Below are 16,416 nucleotides of genomic sequence, written 5' to 3'. Positions count from 1 at the left end.
GAACTGCGGCGGCGACGCTTCCGAGTTCATCGCCTCCTGGGGCGAATTTACGCGGTCGCAATCCTCGTCTTGGGAATCGGGGCCTTCTGGCTGGCGATCACTACACAGTCGGGACCTGCCGCCGCACTGGGCTTCGCCACGCTTGCGATCGCCTGGGTCGGCAAGACGTCGGTCGGAGTTTTCCGTGTTTTGCGTTGGCGATATCGAACTGTTTGCGGGACAAACTCATCGTCAGCATAGATAACGTCGCGTCTAAAGCGGTCTGCCGCTCGGTGCTATCCGGCAAGCCGGAAGCCTTCACAGACGCGCCGGCGGGCGAGAAGGCCCTTCAGTACCTGTGCAGGGTCAAGACGGTTCGCTAGTGATGACCACACCGCCTCGCGGGGCGACGCTTGAAACATTCAGAGATCGTGTCGCGAGCCACGTCCGGCAGGGTGTCCAGCCCGGCCAAACGGGCGGCGTCGTCGTCCCTAAGCTCGCGGCCCACCCGATCAATGCGGGGATCGGAGCCGTTGTGAGTGTCAAAGAAGTACAGGGGCATGTTTGCCCTCCCGCCCGCGCGTTTTAGACGGACTACAGATTCACGCGCGCAAGTTCGCGCCGATGTCGTTCTGGAGGTCGGGAACGGGCCAAAATCGCTGGCAGGTCGTCCGGGCGAGATGCGCCATTGGACTAAGCCGCTCTCGCGGCAGGCGCTGCGGCGCGGTCATCGCTGAGATTTCGCCTGTGAGGCGCTGCAGCCGAGGATTTGGGGGTCGTTTCCCCTGATCTTCGGAGGCCTCCATGATCGATCCCGTCACCGTCACTCCTCTCCGCCAGCGGATGATCGAGGACATGACCATCCGCCGGTTCGGCGAGCATACGCAGCGCGACTATGTCCGGCAGGTGCGAGAGTTCACGGCCTTCCTTGGGTTGCCGCCGGACCGGGCCGAGCCCGAGGATCTACGGCGCTATCAGCTACACATGGCTTCGCTCGGCGCCAGCTACGCGCGGATGAACCTGGCCTGCACGGCCCTGCGCTTCTTCTTCCACGTCACGCTGGGCCGGACCGGCTTTGGTGACCGCATGGCGCGGATCCCAACGCCCGATCGCCTGCCGGTGGTTCTGGACACGCAGGAGGTGGCGCTGCTGTTGGCGCATGCGCGGAGCCTGAAGGACCACGCCGCGCCATCGCCTATGGCTGCGGCCTGCGCGTCTCGGAGATCGCCAACCTCAAGGTCACCGACATCGACAGCGCCCGCATGCTGATCCGGGTCGAGCAGGGCAAGGGCCGCAAGGACCGCTATGTCATGCTCGCGCCCGACCTGCTCGATCTGCTGCGGCAGTGGTGGCGGGTGAAGCGGCCGCGCGGCTGGCTCTTCCCCGGCCAGCAGCCGGGCCAGCCGATCACGACGCGCCAGCTAAACCGGGCCTGCCATGCTGCAGCCGAGGCAGCCAAGCTCGGCAAGCGGGTGTCAATGCACACGCTCAGGCACAGCTTCGCCTGTGTTTCGGCGTGCAAGTTTGACCCCGTAAGGCGGGGGATCGGCATCCAACTTTGACCCCCTTGAGCCGGTTTCGGTGAGACTGCCCGTTTTGGTTTCAGACGGGCGGGCGGGGGATGAAGGGCGTGGATACGATTGCGCGGATCCGGCGCGAGTTTTCGGTCCGAGGGAAGACGATCAAGGAGATTGTCCGCGAGCTTCACGTCTCGCGGAACACGGTGCGCAAGGTGCTGCGCTCGGGCGCAACGTCGTTCGAGTACGAGCGGACGGTTCAGCCGCAGCCGAAGATTGGGCCCTGGCGTCCGGATCTGGACCGGCTGCTGATGATCAACAAAGGCAAGCCGGCGCGTGAGCGGCTGACGCTGATCCGGATCTTCGAGGAGCTGCGGGGCCGCGGTTACGAGGGCAGCTATGACGCCGTTCGCCGCTACGCGCGGGGTTGGCGCCGCGAGCAGTCGGCGGTCACCGCCGATGCCTATGTCCCGCTGAGCTTCGCGCCCGGTGAAGCCTACCAGTTCGACTGGAGCCACGAGATCGTCGTCGTCAACGGCGCGACGACCAAGGTGAAGGTCGCCCATCTGCGGCTCTGTCATTCGCGCATGCTGTTCGTGCGGGCCTACCCCCGCGAGAGCCAGGAGATGGTCTTCGACGCCCACGACCGGGGCTTCGCCTTCTTCAAGGGCGCCTGCACGCGCGGCATCTACGACAACATGAAGACGGCGGTGGAGACCATCTTCGTCGGCAAGGAGCGGGCCTATAACCGGCGCTTCCTGCAGATGTGCAGCCACTACCTGGTCGACCCCGTCGCCTGCACGCCGGCCTCTGGCTGGGAGAAGGGTCAGGTCGAGAACCAGGTCGGCCTCGTGCGCGAGCGCTTCTTCGCGCCCAGGCTCAGGGTCAAGAACTATGACGAGCTGAACGCCTGGCTGATGGATCAGGCGATCAGCTATGCCAAGGCGCATCGCCATCCCGAGCGACGCGACGTGACGATCTGGGAGGCCTTCGAAGCCGAGCGGCCGAGTCTCGTTCCCTATGTCGGGCGCTTCGACGGCTTCCATGCGTTGCCGGCAGCGGTGTCGAAGACCTGCCTGGTCCGCTTCGACAACAACAGGTACTCGGTCGCAGCCAGCGCGATCGGCCGGCCCGTCGAGATCCGCGCCTATGCCGATCGGATCGAGCTGCGTCAGGACGGTCGCATCGTCGGAGAGCACGCCCGTTCCTACGGCCGCGATCAGACGACCTTCGATCCCTGGCACTATGTTCCGGTGCTGGCCCGCAAGCCGGGCGCCCTGCGCAATGGAGCGCCCTTCAAGGACTGGATCCTTCCGGCTGCACTCAACCGGGTGCGTCGGAAGTTGGCGGCGGCGCAGGATGGTGACCGGCAGATGGTCGATATCCTGACCACGGTGCTGAGCGACGGCTTGCCGGCGGTCGAAGCCGCCTGCGCCGAGGCATTGAAGCAGGGCGTGCATTCGGCCGACGTCATTCTCAACATCCTGGCCCGGCGCCGGGAGCCGGCAGCCGCGATCACCATCATGACGCCCGATGCGCTGCGCCTGCGCCATGAGCCCGCCGCCGATTGCGCCCGATACGACAGCCTCAGGAGAGCCGTGTGATGGAACGCTCGGAGATTCTCGCCACCATGGGCGAGCTCAAGCTGTATGGCATGAAGGCCGCCTTCGACGAGATCATCACCACGGCGGTGAAGCGCCAGCACGAGCCCCAGCGCATCGTCGGCGACCTGCTCTCAGCCGAGATCGCCGAGAAGCAGGCGCGCTCGATCAAGTACCAGATCACCATCGCCAAGCTGCCGCTCGCCAAGGATGTCGGCGACTTCGTCTTCGACGGCACGCCGCTCAACGAGACGCTCGTCCGCGACCTGGCCGGCGGCAACTTCATCGCCCATCAGCGCAATGTCGTCCTCGTCGGCGGCACGGGGACCGGCAAGACTCATCTCGCCATCGCGATCGCCCGCGCTTGCATCCGTGCCGGCGCACGGGGGCGCTTCTTCAACGTCGTCGATCTCGTCAACAAGCTCGAGGCCGAGGCTCGCGCCGGCCGGCAGGGTCGCATGGCCGACTATCTCTCGCGGATGGACTTCATCGTCCTCGACGAACTCGGCTACCTGCCCTTCGCCCAGTCCGGCGGCCAGCTGCTGTTCCACCTGATCAGCAAGCTCTACGAACAGAGCTCCGTCATCGTCACCACCAACCTCGCCTTCGGCGAATGGCCTTCCGTCTTCGGCGACGCCAAGATGACCACCGCGCTCCTCGACCGGCTGACCCATCACTGCGACATCGTCGAGACCGGCAACGAGAGCTGGCGCTTCAAGAACAGGCTCTGAGCCACGCGCCGCCTGCGATCCGGAGCCGGCGCGGCTGCGCAACCCAAACCAGCTCCGCCGCGCCGCCTCCTCACCGTCTCAACCCTCAAGGGGTCAAGATTGGACGCCGATCGGGGGGCAATATTGCGCGCCGTTTGACAGGCGATCGTCACGGCGCAGATTCGCCGTTCGATCAGGTCGGTCATCAATCGGCGGAGCCGCTGCGGCATTTGCCCATGGTTGGTGGCTATGCCGCTCCCAAGAAGGCGGAGTTCGTAGGCCTCAGGCCCGCAGTAGTCGAGGCAAGCGGCAACCGCCTCCCGGTACCGACGTTGAGCGTCCGGTTCCTCCGGCTCCACGAACCTTGCTAGGTCGGTCCATCCGGGTCGCTCTAGCCCCTCGGCAAACCACTTCATGGTCTGCTCTGGTTCTTGTGCCACGGAGATCAGAATACGCCGGCCGGTGCTGCGCAGGTTCAGCGCCGTCCAAAGGATGTTAAGTTGGTTGAAACGGTCCAGGCTGTGTCGGACCACGGCCGGAAGCTGAGGCATCGCGGGAATGCGCAGGGGAAGATAGACCGCGGCATCACGACCGCGCACGTACAGCGGAACGCCGTTCATGAGGTCCAGCTGAATGCGCGGTGGCTGGTTCGCTGTCGCTTCGAGGCTACCAATTAACTGCCGCGTGCTGCGGTAGTTGACTCCCACGGCCGACGCGTCGGCGCGACCTTCCATCCATCGCGCGACCGGTGCGGCTGCGCTGCCAGCGACTGCTGTGAGAGCGATGCGGGTGACCTCGGGTTTCAGCGCCAACATGCGAGAAACTAACGATTCGAGTCGCATTGACCGGCTGCCATGCTCGGCGAGCCGGGCAAGGCTTTGGGCGTCGACGTCGGCGACAACTTGGTGGGCCTCATCGATGATCAATAGTTTCAGGCGCCCGATGAGGATCGGTCCGAGGTAGCGCATCAGCGCGTCGGCCTTTTCCACCGTGGCGATTAGGACGGTGGGTTCGCCTGCGGTCAGCCAGTAGTCGGTGATGCCCCAGTCGGCACCGCCATAGAGTCCTGTGATAGCCAAGTCACGGCCAAGTTCCGCCGTCAGCTTGGCTTCAACCTCGCCAGCGAGGGCGCGGGAAGGCACCAGATACAACGCCAGTGGCGCAGGATCGACAATGTCTCGCTCCGCGAGCAGCAGTTCCTTGATTAGTGCAAGGTTGGCCACGAGCGTCTTGCCCGAACCAGTCGGGGTGCAGAGTGCGAAGGACGAGGCCTGAGCCAGCTTTTCGAGCCCGTGGATCTGAGAAGTCCAAAGCACGCCACGGCCTCGGGCAAACTGTTCCCTGGCAAAAGCCCGCAGGCGAGGCGCCATCGCGGGCGCCGCCAGCGATAGTCGTTCGACGCGTGGATACAGGCTGGCCGACGAAAAGCGCTCAACCGTGGCCTGCAGTAATGAAAGGAGCGTCCAGACGTCTTCGCAGACCGATCGAACGGCGAGGTCTTTGAGGCCAGCGAACTTCCGGCGGGCGAGCGTCAGTCTCTCGTCGTTGCCGCACCGCAGGGCATCGGAAGCCAGGCCGATAGCCCGAACCAGCTCTACGACGAGATACCATGCTACGCGATCCTCTGCGTCTTCGCCCAAAAGAAACGTGGAGCCGTGACGTGTCGTCAGCTCCGGATGGCGGGCCCAAAAATCGGACGCCTGTCGAAGAGTCTCGTCGAAGTCGGCCTGGAAGAACGCAGCGTAGAGACGGCCCTGCCCACCCTCCGGCAACACCTCGACGCCCTCGAGATCGCCCGCATCCCGCTCGGGATCAGCCTCCCGCTTCCCCTCATCATCGTCGCGCGGCTCCGGTTGGTTAGCCACCAAGCCGAAATCCAGGTCGCCGGCTTGACCCCGCGTAACGGCCTGGCGGAGGACGCTTGCGGCCATCGCCGGCAGCTCGCCTAGCTGGTAGGCGCCGGCCGCCAGCAATGCTACCGGCAGCAGTCCCTTGAGCGGGTCATCCGCCCGGGCCAGCCATTCGAACAACTCGCCAGCCCGGCGATAGCATTCGATGGCAGACGCCGACTTCTCGCCTTCGATCTCGTTGAACAGCTCTGCGGCATGAAGCAAGCGGCGGGCATCCGCCAGCTGTTCGCGGGACTCTAAATCCGACCAGCGGATGGGCGGCACTTGCCAGGAATGCTGCAAGCATCGGACGAACAGGCGGGCCTGTTCGGGCGTCAGCGCATTGGCTTGCCCCAGCTCACGCCGGATGCTCTCGGCCACTTCAAGTCGCTCGGTTTCCAGCGCCATTAGATACCAGCCCAGAGGCTGTCGTAGAGCTGGTCGATGAGGGTGTCTCCATCCTGAAGAATTACTTCGACCACCTGCAGAGGGTTGCCGGCGGTGTAGTCGGCCGGGGCGGCATCGGCCGGCAGTAACGAAGTGCCGGGCTGGTGTTTTTTGGCCGCATTGCCGCTGATCATCACCAGATCGGTGCGCGGGATGACAATCGGGCCGCGCAGGATGAGGGCCCGATCCAAGGACAAGATGGCAGCCGCGTATCCTTGAGGGTCGCGCTCCTTCAGGATCGATTGGAGTTGGCGCAGTCCATCGGGCGCGGCGAGTTCACGATTGAGGCCGTACCAGATGCCCAATCCTGACCGCTTTTTACCGCCAGCGCCATCATCTTCCCATTGGCCATGCATCAGCGTTTCAACTTCGCCGGGCGTTAGCGACTTGCGCCACTTCGCCTCCCCCGCCAAGAAACGTACGACGAGGCCATTTCCATCAAGGCAGATCGCAATGAAGTCGTTGCCGTGGCGACCGTGAAGCTGCCGCTGGCGTGCCGGATCCCGCGCGAGTGCGAACACGTACTTTCGGGCATCTGCGTGATGTCGGAAGAGGAAGACGGGGATGGTCCAATTCTGGTCCCCCAAGAAGGAATATCGCTCCGTGACAAGACCGCATAGGACTTCGCCAAAGAGCCCTCGTCGGGCGGTTAGAGGCAGACATGCCGGATACTGGGCGTGAGCGCCGGGATCGCCAGCGTCGGGGTGAAGGTCGAGGCCTGCGTCTCCGTGAAAGGCCTCCCGGGCATCGAGGTGCGCGGACTCAAAATATGGGCGAAGCTGGGCAGGATCAATCGGCGCCTGCTGCTCGAGGAGCAAATGGCCGTAGTTGCCATCGACTTGGTTGGTTTCGTTGAGCCAGGCGGCCATGGCGGCGCTTGGAGGCGGGCAAGTGTGCATGGATCGCTCTTAGTCAACCGCTGCGGCCGTTCGAATGCGGCTAGGCGGGCGACTGATCTTTCTTCAGCTACGCCTAGAAAAGCCTTAGGTGTTGGCGGAAAGGGTCGTCGTCGCCAAGCGTTACGTCCATCAAAATCTGCATCATTTGCGTGAAGGGATCTGCACCGCTCCGCTTCATGGCGAGTTCCTATAGCGAGGGGCCGCCAAATTGAACCAATCCACCGCTGCGGTGTAGAGGCTTTCGAGCAAGGCCTAGCCGCAGAGGAGCCCGTCAGCCAATCGGATTTTTCTGCATAGAGTGTCAGGAAAAACTGGCGCCATGGTTAAGTCTGATCAGTGGTGACGAAGGACCTTCCCAACGTCCAGGACAAGGCCAGCTACGGCTGACTGGCGTCTTCATCGCACCGCCCAGGAGCAGACCTTCAACAGGTCAGCAATGGGCCAATTTGTCCGTTTGCTACGGAAGATCGGTGCGCTCGATCTCAAGGGCGGAGGTCCGAAGTATCGATCGTCGTGAGCGGGAGAAGCGAGGAAGCGGAACCCATTAGGGGTCACCCCCGGAAAAAGTGCCCATGGAGCGGGCCCCCGGGTCCGCGCTCTTATGGACTAAAAGATGATGAACAAGAATTTTGCCGGCGGCGACGAGGCGCTGCCGGAGGACAGCGAGATGAGGTTGTACGCGAGGGCCTATGCGTCCCCGCAGAGTGCCGATGCCCTCTTCCTCAAATGGGAAACCGCCCATGCGCATGCGATGCTGTTGGGCAAGGTGCCCGAGCGCATCTTCAGCGACCATGGCCTCAACGGCCGGCAGCTGGCCGAAGGCGCGAGGATCGCGGCGCGCCGGATGGCGCTGCTGATGGCTGAGGCCCCCACGCAGCTGCGCGAGGTACTAGCCCTGAAGGTCCATGCTTATGAAGCCATGGGTCAGCTCGAGGGCGAGATCGTACGCTCGCACGCCGTCGTCATGATCGAGAGGGCGATGAAGGCCGACGCCGAGCACCTGAACATCGTGCTCATGCCGCTCAACCAGCCCTTCGGCCGGACGCAGTGATCGCCATGGGATTCCTGTACTTCGATTTGGAGGCGTCCGGACTCGGTCCCTGCGTCGATATGCCGCTGCAAGCGGCGTTCGTCCAGACCGACGCCGATCACCGTGTCCGGCGCGAGCTGACGCTGCGCTGCCGCTTGCCCGTGCATGTCGTGCCGTCGCCGGATGCGCTGCTCATCACCGGCATCACACCGGCGATGCTGGAACACCAGCCGCTGAGCCATCTCGAGATGATGGCGCAGATCGCCCGCCTCCTCGCCGATTGCAAGCCTACTATGTTAGTCGGCTACAATAATATTCGGTTCGACGATGAGATGGTTCGGCAGTCGTTCTTCCAGACGCTGCTTCCGCCTTACGCCGCCTCGATGACAGGTCACGGCCGACTGGACGTGCTGACGAGCCTGCGCGCGATCGTGATGGTCGAACCGGAGGCCGTCGTGATCCCGCGCGATGCCGCCGGCAAGGCCGTGCTCAAGCTCGGCGAGGTGTGTAGGGCGAATGGAATCGCGCTCAGCCAGGACGACGCCCATGACGCCCTCGCCGATGTCAGGGCAACCCGCGAGCTGTTCATGCTCTTGCTCGACCGGGCGCCGACGACAATGGCGACGATGCTCGGTCATGCCAAGAAATCAGGCCCGATCGCCCTGATGGAACCGGGAGAGCCGCTGATCCTGGGCGGAACCTCCCGCCTGACGCCGGTGCTGCCCACGATTGGCTCTCCGACCAATCCCAATGCCCGGGTCTGCATCGACCTCAGTCTGGACCCGGTCGGGTTCATCGACCTGGCCGCCCCGGACCTGCTCGTCCGGATCCGGTCGAACCGCTCGCCGATCCGGCAGGTGAAGACGAACGCCATGCCCATCCTGTTCGCCTGGCACCAGGCCGCCCATGCCCTTGTCGATCCCGAACCCGGTGATGTCTATCGCGATCGGGCCAGGGCGGTGTGGGCGCACCCGACATTCCTTCGTCAGCTCGCCCTCGCGCTCGAGGTCCAGTACGCCGATCGCGAGGCATCGCCCTGGCCCGAAGCGCAGCTTTATTCGGGCGGCTTCGTCTTGGACGCCGATGTCGCCGCCTGCCGGCGCTTCCACGAGATCGAGTGGAAGTTCCGGGAGCATCACGCCACTTGGCATATCCGCGACCCGAGGCTGCGAAGCCTGGCGCTCCGGCAGATTTTCCTGAACGCGCCGGAGGCACTCTCGCCCGAGGCTTGGCGCCGGGGCCAGGACTGGATGCGGCACCGCCTCACGACGGAGGACGAGGTGCCATGGCTGACCATCCCCAAGGCGCTGACGCGCTGCGACGAACTGGCCGCGACGATCGAGCCTGGCTCGCTGGCCGCCCTCGATGAGATCAGGGCCTGGCTCCTGCAGCGCCGCGATGCGCTGCCACAAGGGGTGGAGGACATACCCGTCCTGGCGGCCTCCTGAGGATCTTCCGCAGACGATGAAGACAGGAAGGGCGCGGCCGCGAGGTTTGCGCCCTTTTCTCATGACGGGGCACGGGAACGGCTCGAGAAGGGCGAGACGAGGAATTGGCGAGGCGAAGGGGAACACACCCCCGGGAACTCAGGCCGACAATCCAGGACGATCATATCATGACCAAATCTCATCGCGAGCGGGCGCCAGCGACCCTACGCGACCTCAGGATCGACAGGACCCTGCGTCCCGTCATCGACGAACTCGCCGCAGTGACGTTGAGCGCGCCGACTCTGCGCGACTATGCCGGATTCCTCTCCCATCTGCCGGCCATCGTCGCGATGACCACGCGCGCATTCCAGCACGCCCAGGAGCACGAGCGCTTCATCGCGCTGACCGACGGCAGCGACCCCGACATCTTCTTCCGGCATGTCGGCCAGCTCCACGCTGTCGTCCGCCTCAACTCCGTCGCAAGCATTGCTGTGGCGCTGATCCCTGCCCGGAGCGGCGCAGACCGCCATGCCCGGCGCGAGCAGGGCCACGCCATGCTTCGCAGGCTCGAGCAACCGGAAACCAACGAACTTCGTGAGGTCATCGAGATCGCCTTCGAGCTCGGCGACATCGACGCCGAAGAGGTCACTTCGGACATTCTCTCCTACATCAGCCGGCTGCTCGGGACGGGCGCCAAGAGCAAAGCCACCATCCACCAGCTGGAGGAGCGCGGAACGCTGCTGGCCTATCTCGAGGCCCAGCCGGATATCGACACGCTGGTTCGCGAAGCGCAGCATCATGACGCGATGGCCGGCCGCTTCAGGACCAGCCTGCGTCGCCGCGACCTCTCGCCGGAGGACAGGGGGCTGACGGGTGCGGCGGCTGAGGGTGCGACCCTGCAGCGCCACATCGCGCTCGCGCGGCTGGCGCTTGCGACGCACCTGCCCGACCGCGATGCCGCCCTCGAGCACGTCTACGCGGCGATCAACGAGGCGCCGCCGCAGGCTGCGGCAACGCTGATCCTGGCGATCTCCGTTGGCGACCGGCTCCGCGATATGGCGGCAGCCCATCCACCTCGCGGCTAGATCGGGTTCTCACCGAGCCTTGAGACCGACAGGCGGCGCCGCGAGGCGTCGCCTGTCTTCCGTTCGAGCCGCGCGCGTGGAGGGCCGGACCGGCTACCCCGCGACAGGACGCTCCCGTCGCGGAACGTAGGACGCAACCAGACATGACCACCCATCGACGCAAGGGCTCGCCAGAACGCCGTGTTTATAAACCGGCTGACGTGGAGAACCTGGTGCTCGCAACGGAAGAGTCGCCTTTTGCAATGGAGCCGCCAGCCGAGGCTTCCATCCCCGAGCCCGCTGTCGACATCGTCTCTTCCATCCCTGTCTTCGACCACGCGGCTGTCATCCGGCAGATCGAGCTGATGATCGGGCGCCGTTGGTATGGCGACCGCGAAGAGTATCTCGGCTCGCCGCTGCCGAGCTTCTCGGAGTCCGACCAGCTCCGCTTCGACCGCTTGGTCGCGCTCTACCATGATTCTCAGGAGGGTCGCCGACCCCAACTGTTCGGCACCGACGGGATAGTTGCCGCCCTGACGCAGACGCGCCGGCTTTGCCCGGGCTTCGAGGCGGTGATCGACCTCGTCATCCGCGCCACGCTCCTGTCCAAACGCACGGGCACGCCGCTCTTCGTCCCGCCGATCCTGCTGTTGGGCCCGCCCGGCACAGGCAAGACGCATGCAAGCCAGCTGATCGCCCGCGCGCTTGGGACCGAGATCCACGCGATCAGCTGCGCCACAAACAGCGACGCACAGGCGTTGGTCGTCGGTCACCCGACGTCGTGGAAGGCAGCGCACATGGGGCAGCTGACCGAGGCCATGGCCATGGGATCGACGGCCCAGCCGGTCGTCCTGCTCGATGAGGTCGACAAGCTCTCTACCCACTCCTCGGAGAAGCCCTACCATACCCTCCTGACCGTCCTCGAAGGCGAGACCAGCCGCGCGCTGATGGACGAATTTGTCAGGGTGCCGTTCGATCTGTCGGGCGTGGTCTTCGTCGCCACGGCCAATGATGTCGATGCGCTGCCGGACTTCATCATCGACCGGCTGACGGTGTTCACCATCGCCCAGCCGCGTGACGAGGCGCTTCTTGCCGTCGCCGGGCTGATCGCCGCCAACATCGTCGCCGAGCTGCGCGGCTGCGTCGCCAAGCCCACGCAGGACGTGCTGCGTCGGGCCGCGAGGCAAAATCCGCGCCGCCTCGGCAAGCTGTTGCGTGTGGCGTTCGGCTTCGCCGCCGCTGACGGGCGCGACGCGCTCACTCTCGGCGACATCGTCGCGGCCGAGACGCTTGTCGCCGGCGCGGCGCAGGCGCGGCCGATCGGCTTCCTCGCCGCGAGGGGCGAACGGGACCGAGCCGGTCAGTAGCCGGCTGCATCACAGTCCCGGTGAAGAGACCCAAGACCGACGAACCAGGGGAAATCGAAGGACGCAGGCTCTGGGAAAAGAACCCCCAGGGACCTGTGCACGACCAGAAGCAAAGAAAGCTCAAGACCATGTCGACCAAGAAGACCTCGGACCGGATCGGCCGCCCGATCCAGCCTGCCCATTCCGCCGCCGCTGTCACGAAGTGGTACCCGACCGACTGGGAGCACATCGGCGGCGATGGCATCGCCGCCCTTCCGGCCGATGCCTTCAGCCAGTCGCGCTTCGCCGAAGCCTACCAGGCGGGGTACCGCGTCAACGTCTACGTTGGCGCCTGCGGCCAGAGCTACGCGACGCCGGGCGTCCGCACCGGTCTCCTCGGCGTCGCCCGGGATCTCCAGTTGCCGATCTACAAAGTGTCCTCGACACAGTGCGCCGATCCCCGTGATCGCCTCAGGGCGATGAATGCGGACCGCTACGGATCGTACCGCCAGACGTCCGCGGGGCCGATCAACGACCTCGGCTTCAACGCGTGGATGCTGCAGCAGATCCTTCCAACCCGAGCACCCAAGGCTGGTGCGCCGATCGAGCTGCAGCCGCGCGCGATCTCTGTCGTTCTCCCGCACGACCTCCCGGCCCGCGAGTTCGACAAGCGGCTCCACGCCGCGATGGAGAACGCCTCCCTCAACGGGTGGCTGGTCTCGCCAGCGGGAACGGCGCACTGCGCGCTGCTCGGCCTTGCGCCGAAGGATGCGCAGCGCGCCACGGTATATCGCTTCGGGCGCGCGACGCGGATCTCGCCCGCCGACGAGCTCTACCTCTTCCGCCCTCGTGGCGAGGACGCCGATCGGTTGCTCACCATCATCGAGCAGATCCTCTTCCAGCACGTCACCGGCATCGCGCCCGCCGCCTGCCAGAGCTGGGCGAGCCCGAGCCAGCATGCGCTGCGGCATCAGACCAAATCCGTAAGCCCGCAGACGGCCGTGGCCTGATCGCTCGCGCCGGGCGCCACCGCCGCGCCCGGCTCCTCCTCGCATCCTCATCCATCATCGATCCAGAGACAGACATGACCACCGCCAGCAGCCATTCCAGCCCGATCTCCCTGCACCACATCGCCTTCGACAACACGATCCGTCCCGTGGTCGGCGAGCTCGCCGCGTTGAGCCTCACGAGCCCGAGCGACCACGACTATGCCGGGTTCATCCGCAACAGCCCCTCGCTCGTCGCCATCGCCGCGCGCTGCACCCAGCGCACCGCCGAGCTCGAGCGCTTCATCGAGCTGGCGCAGGTGTCCGCCCCTTACCTCGTCCGCGATCACGTCGCGACGCCGCATGCCCTGGCCATCCTGAACGAGGAGGCGACGCTCGCGCTCGCGCTGCTGCCGGCCCGTACGGCTGCTGATCGGCACGCGCAGCGCGAGCATGGCTTTGCCCTCCTCCGGGCGGTCAAGGAACTCGATGACTCGACGCTCGAACCGATCGCCCGGGCGGCGTTCGGGATCGAAACCCTCTCGGCGATCGCAGCCGGGGCCGTCGCTACGAACGCGCTCGCCCACGCCGTGTCGCGTTCTCGCGAGTTGGCCTCGGCTCAGAGCGCTGCGACCGCTCATCGCCTCGAGGACGCGTCATCTCTGCGCGCCTTCGTCGTGCAGGTCCCGGACTTCGAGGCCCTTTACCGCGACGTCGGGCTTCACTCCCGGGCCGCCACGCGGCTGGCGGCGATGCTCGTGGACGGCGACCTCGCACGCCAGCCGCATGACGACATCGCCATGGCGCTCGAGGGCGCGCAGCTCCAGACCCGGATCGCGCTCCTTCGCATCGCGGTCGCTCCGGCTCACGCCGAAATCGAGTGCTGGTCCAGGCTTGCCGGTGACGTCATCCCGCACCCGACGCCGCGTCTTGCAGCAACGCTGACGCTGGCCCGGAAAATGGGCGAATCCCTGCGCGAGATGCTCGCGGCGCATCCTCTCGCCTGAGCACCCGATAGAACCACGACAGGAAGGGGCGCCCTGCTGCGGGGCGCCCTTTTGGCTTGAGAGGCAGGAGATGCAGCCGACTGGTTGTCACCCCCAAAACAGGACTTTTTTTCAAATGACCAACAAACTCGAGTTCCAGGCCGTACCGCAGGATGATCGCGAGATCCGCGAGCACGCCGATCCGATCACGGCGATCCTCGCCCGGCTTCATGACGACCCCGCGATCGCCGACATGGTAGCGCTGCGTCAGTCGAGGCCGGACCTGCGCGATGCCGCCGTCAAGGCAGAGGCCCATCGCAGCGCCTATGGCTGGAGCGCCAGCCAGGACGGCGTCGGCGCGCTCGAACGCATCGCCCTGCTCACCATCGCCGGCGCGCATGCGATGATCGTCGCGATCTTCCCTGTCGAGAGCATTGACGACGTCGACGCCAAGGTCGCCATGGAGCCGACCCGGAAATGGCTTGAAAGCTGGCAGGGCACTGGTGACTTCCTGCGCGGTCGCATCGCTCAGGCCGCCTTCAGTCCGGGTCAGCTCGCCGTGCCGCGCCAGCCCGACGTCTCCGACCGGGAGAGTGCCCTCTACCCCTGGCCCGTCAGTGGGTTCGACCTCGAGGCCGAAGTCGCGAGCCTTCCCAACCGTGAAATCTACACGCCCGCGCAGCTGCCCGTGCTGGCTGCCTTCGCGGCTGAGGGGCTCGACATGAGGGCCGTGCTGGAGAAAGCGCGCGACTACTTCGCCGCGGCTGATCGCCTCTTCGCGGAAGCGCTTCGTCCCAGCCCGTCCATGCATCGGACGCGGCTCGCGGCCGAGGGCGCACTCATCGCTGGCTACCTTGCATGTGCCCAGATCGCGGTCTGGCCGGCGCGGCGCGGGACCGGGGATCGCGACGCCAAGCTCGCGGTGCAGGAACTCATCAATGGGCGGGCCAGGACGGCCGATCCGCTGCATATGCAAGCCGCGATCCGGCATGGGTTCACCTTCACGTCGATCGTTTCGCGGGGCGCCCCGGATCTGTTCTTCGGCGTCAAGCTCGGCGAGTGGGTCGGAAACGTTTAATTCCGGACCTGCCCAATTGCCATGGGCGCCCACTTGGCACGCCATGACTGGATATTGCCCTCGATCGGCTCAAGAGCCGACAGGGGGCAACAGCGTTCTCGATCTTCACTGTATCGGTTGGCCGCCTTGTCGGCATCGTCGAGCGCATCATCCACGACGCCGTCATGCCGGGCCGGTGCGGCAGTCAGCATGGCTGGCGCTGCCGCAGCCAGCGGTGACGGCTGCGACGAATAAGGTGGGCGTGGGCCCCGTAGACCGCGCCCACTTCAAACAGAGACCCTCGCCGCATATGTCGGCCGCGAACACGTCGCAATCGATACCGGCGTGGCAGATGTTACTGATGTTGCCAGTGTTACACCCTCAACGGCATAGCGCAGCTCAAGCGGCCCTCGCGATTGCTGTGTATCGCCCGCGACCAGCCTTCTGTATCTCGCCACGCTCGTTCATCCGGGAAAGCATCGTTCGAATAGACGATGATGTCTGCCCGAGCGCTATGGCGATGGCGGACGGAGACATAGGATCGCCGCTTCCCTGGAGCAACGAGATAATGCGGTCCCTCTCCTGATAAAGGCTAACGGGCTCGGCATGTTTCACGACGCGCCAACACATCGCGCCCGTGTCGAAGGCGACGGACTCGCTGACATCTTCGATGTCCCTCCCGCGCGCATACAAGCGGGTTCCGGCTCGTCCTCGATCGAGCATCACGATCGTGTCGGCGGAGCCGGTAAAACCTGTCGAGCCGGTGATGCGTTCGAAAGGATCGCCACCCGATCCTGTCTTTCGGAGATGATGCACGAGAACGATGGCAATCCCGCGGTTGCGCGCCAGAGCCTGCAGCGGCGCGAGATCCTGGTAATCACGCTGGTAGCTGTTGCCCTGACGGCCTGCTTGGCTCCTGAATTTTTCGAAGACGTCGATGATCACGAGGCGGGGGTTGGTGGCCTCGGCGACCCAACATCTCAACAGATCGACCCCGCCTTCGTCGGCACGTGGCCAATCGGTCTTGAAGAATAGCCCTCGTGGCCAAGCAGGCCCCCTGCCCAGCATCTGCTCCAGGCGCATCTGCAAGCGACGATCGCTATCCTCAAGGCCGAGGTAAAGCACTTCTCCCTTCGGGCACATGCGCTCGCCAAGGCAACCCACGCCTCGTGAGACAGACAAAGCCATGTCGAGGCTGAGCCAAGATTTGCCCGCTTTGGGTAAGCCTGCAAGAATTGTCAACCCCGTTGGAACGAGGCCCTGCACGACGAAATCGAGCGGCTCGAATACGATTTTCTTGAGCTGATGGGCGCTGAACGGTGAGCTCGGCGCGGCTGCTTGCGGCGAGCTCAGATCACGATCTCCGCGGGCCGTCGTGCCCCTCGCCGGAATGGATAAGTTGTCATTGCCTTCCAACTGAGCAGAGGGAGGCGATCCGGCGCCCTGCCCGCTAGCGTTATCCTGCAAACCGCTCATTC

15 protein-coding genes and 1 pseudogene are annotated in these 16,416 nt (G+C 65.2%); 12 read left to right on the top strand and 4 right to left on the bottom strand.

The window, feature by feature from the left end:
* A pseudogene (locus SJY11_RS12670) lies at positions 1–240 on the top strand (DUF2306 domain-containing protein); the annotation flags it as partial.
* A 118-nt stretch (positions 241–358) separates the two neighbouring features.
* On the opposite strand, the gene SJY11_RS12665 reads toward SJY11_RS12670, so the two are convergent.
* On the bottom strand, positions 359–541 hold the full coding sequence (locus SJY11_RS12665) for a DUF6894 family protein (protein WP_376986976.1): 183 nt from the start codon (positions 539–541) through the stop codon (positions 359–361).
* Between the two features lie 242 nt (positions 542–783).
* Between SJY11_RS12665 and SJY11_RS12660 the strand changes: the two genes are divergently transcribed.
* From SJY11_RS12660 to istB, 4 genes are read left to right on the top strand one after another with little or no spacing between them, the layout of a single operon-like run.
* On the top strand, positions 784–1,248 hold the full coding sequence (locus SJY11_RS12660) for a phage integrase N-terminal SAM-like domain-containing protein (protein ID WP_376986975.1): 465 nt from the start codon (positions 784–786) through the stop codon (positions 1,246–1,248).
* A complete protein-coding gene (locus SJY11_RS12655) occupies positions 1,170–1,541 on the top strand; it encodes a tyrosine-type recombinase/integrase (RefSeq protein WP_376989317.1) in 372 nt (123 codons plus the stop codon). Before SJY11_RS12660 ends, SJY11_RS12655 begins: the two co-directional genes overlap by 79 nt.
* Before the next feature lie 59 nt (positions 1,542–1,600).
* Entirely contained in the window at positions 1,601–3,100 is a 1,500-nt protein-coding gene (istA, locus tag SJY11_RS12650) for an IS21 family transposase (protein WP_376986974.1), read from the top strand.
* The gene (gene istB, locus SJY11_RS12645; RefSeq protein WP_291821204.1) at positions 3,100–3,828 is read left to right on the top strand and encodes an IS21-like element helper ATPase IstB; all 729 of its coding nucleotides are present in this window, start codon (positions 3,100–3,102) and stop codon (positions 3,826–3,828) included. Before istA ends, istB begins: the two co-directional genes overlap by 1 nt.
* Here istB and SJY11_RS12640 read toward each other — a convergent pair.
* On the bottom strand, positions 3,771–6,104 hold the full coding sequence (locus SJY11_RS12640; protein ID WP_376986973.1) for a DEAD/DEAH box helicase: 2,334 nt from the start codon (positions 6,102–6,104) through the stop codon (positions 3,771–3,773). The two genes, istB and SJY11_RS12640, sit on opposite strands and share 58 nt — an antisense overlap.
* On the bottom strand, positions 6,104–7,012 hold the full coding sequence (locus SJY11_RS12635) for an aminotransferase (protein WP_376986972.1): 909 nt from the start codon (positions 7,010–7,012) through the stop codon (positions 6,104–6,106). The genes SJY11_RS12640 and SJY11_RS12635 overlap by 1 nt, the downstream gene beginning before the upstream one ends.
* 643 nt (positions 7,013–7,655) lie before the next feature.
* On the opposite strand from SJY11_RS12635, the gene SJY11_RS12630 reads away from it, so the two are divergent.
* The 7 genes from SJY11_RS12630 to SJY11_RS12600 all read left to right on the top strand — a co-directional run bounded on the left by SJY11_RS12630 (position 7,656) and on the right by SJY11_RS12600 (position 14,959).
* On the top strand, positions 7,656–8,093 hold the full coding sequence (locus SJY11_RS12630) for a hypothetical protein (protein WP_376986970.1): 438 nt from the start codon (positions 7,656–7,658) through the stop codon (positions 8,091–8,093).
* A 5-nt stretch (positions 8,094–8,098) separates the two neighbouring features.
* Positions 8,099–9,520 (top strand): exonuclease domain-containing protein, encoded by a 1,422-nt coding sequence (locus tag SJY11_RS12625; RefSeq protein WP_376986969.1) that lies wholly within the window; start codon positions 8,099–8,101, stop codon positions 9,518–9,520.
* A 167-nt stretch (positions 9,521–9,687) separates the two neighbouring features.
* Positions 9,688–10,584, top strand: a complete 897-nt coding sequence (locus tag SJY11_RS12620; RefSeq protein WP_376986968.1) for a hypothetical protein — start codon at positions 9,688–9,690, stop codon at positions 10,582–10,584.
* A gap of 143 nt (positions 10,585–10,727) precedes the next feature.
* Complete coding sequence (locus tag SJY11_RS12615; RefSeq protein ID WP_376986967.1) at positions 10,728–11,930, top strand: AAA family ATPase; 1,203 nt, start codon at positions 10,728–10,730, stop codon at positions 11,928–11,930.
* Between the two features lie 128 nt (positions 11,931–12,058).
* The gene (locus tag SJY11_RS12610) at positions 12,059–12,919 is read left to right on the top strand and encodes a hypothetical protein (protein WP_376986966.1); all 861 of its coding nucleotides are present in this window, start codon (positions 12,059–12,061) and stop codon (positions 12,917–12,919) included.
* Positions 12,920–12,993: 74 nt separating this feature from the next.
* On the top strand, positions 12,994–13,902 hold the full coding sequence (locus tag SJY11_RS12605) for a hypothetical protein (RefSeq protein WP_376986965.1): 909 nt from the start codon (positions 12,994–12,996) through the stop codon (positions 13,900–13,902).
* Positions 13,903–13,972: 70 nt separating this feature from the next.
* Positions 13,973–14,959: a hypothetical protein gene (locus tag SJY11_RS12600; protein ID WP_376986964.1), complete on the top strand. Its 987-nt coding sequence runs from the start codon at positions 13,973–13,975 to the stop codon at positions 14,957–14,959.
* Positions 14,960–15,337: 378 nt separating this feature from the next.
* On the opposite strand, the gene SJY11_RS12595 is transcribed toward SJY11_RS12600, so the two are convergent.
* On the bottom strand, positions 15,338–16,414 hold the full coding sequence (locus SJY11_RS12595; protein ID WP_376986963.1) for an AAA family ATPase: 1,077 nt from the start codon (positions 16,412–16,414) through the stop codon (positions 15,338–15,340).
* Between the last annotated feature and the right edge of the window lie 2 nt (positions 16,415–16,416).

The sequence above is a fragment of the Allobosea sp. R86505 genome, assembly GCF_042466375.1.
Taxonomy (GTDB): Bacteria; Pseudomonadota; Alphaproteobacteria; order Rhizobiales; family Beijerinckiaceae; genus Allobosea.
Note: the sequence above shows the minus strand (reverse complement) of the source record. Positions and strands in the feature narration are given on the sequence as shown.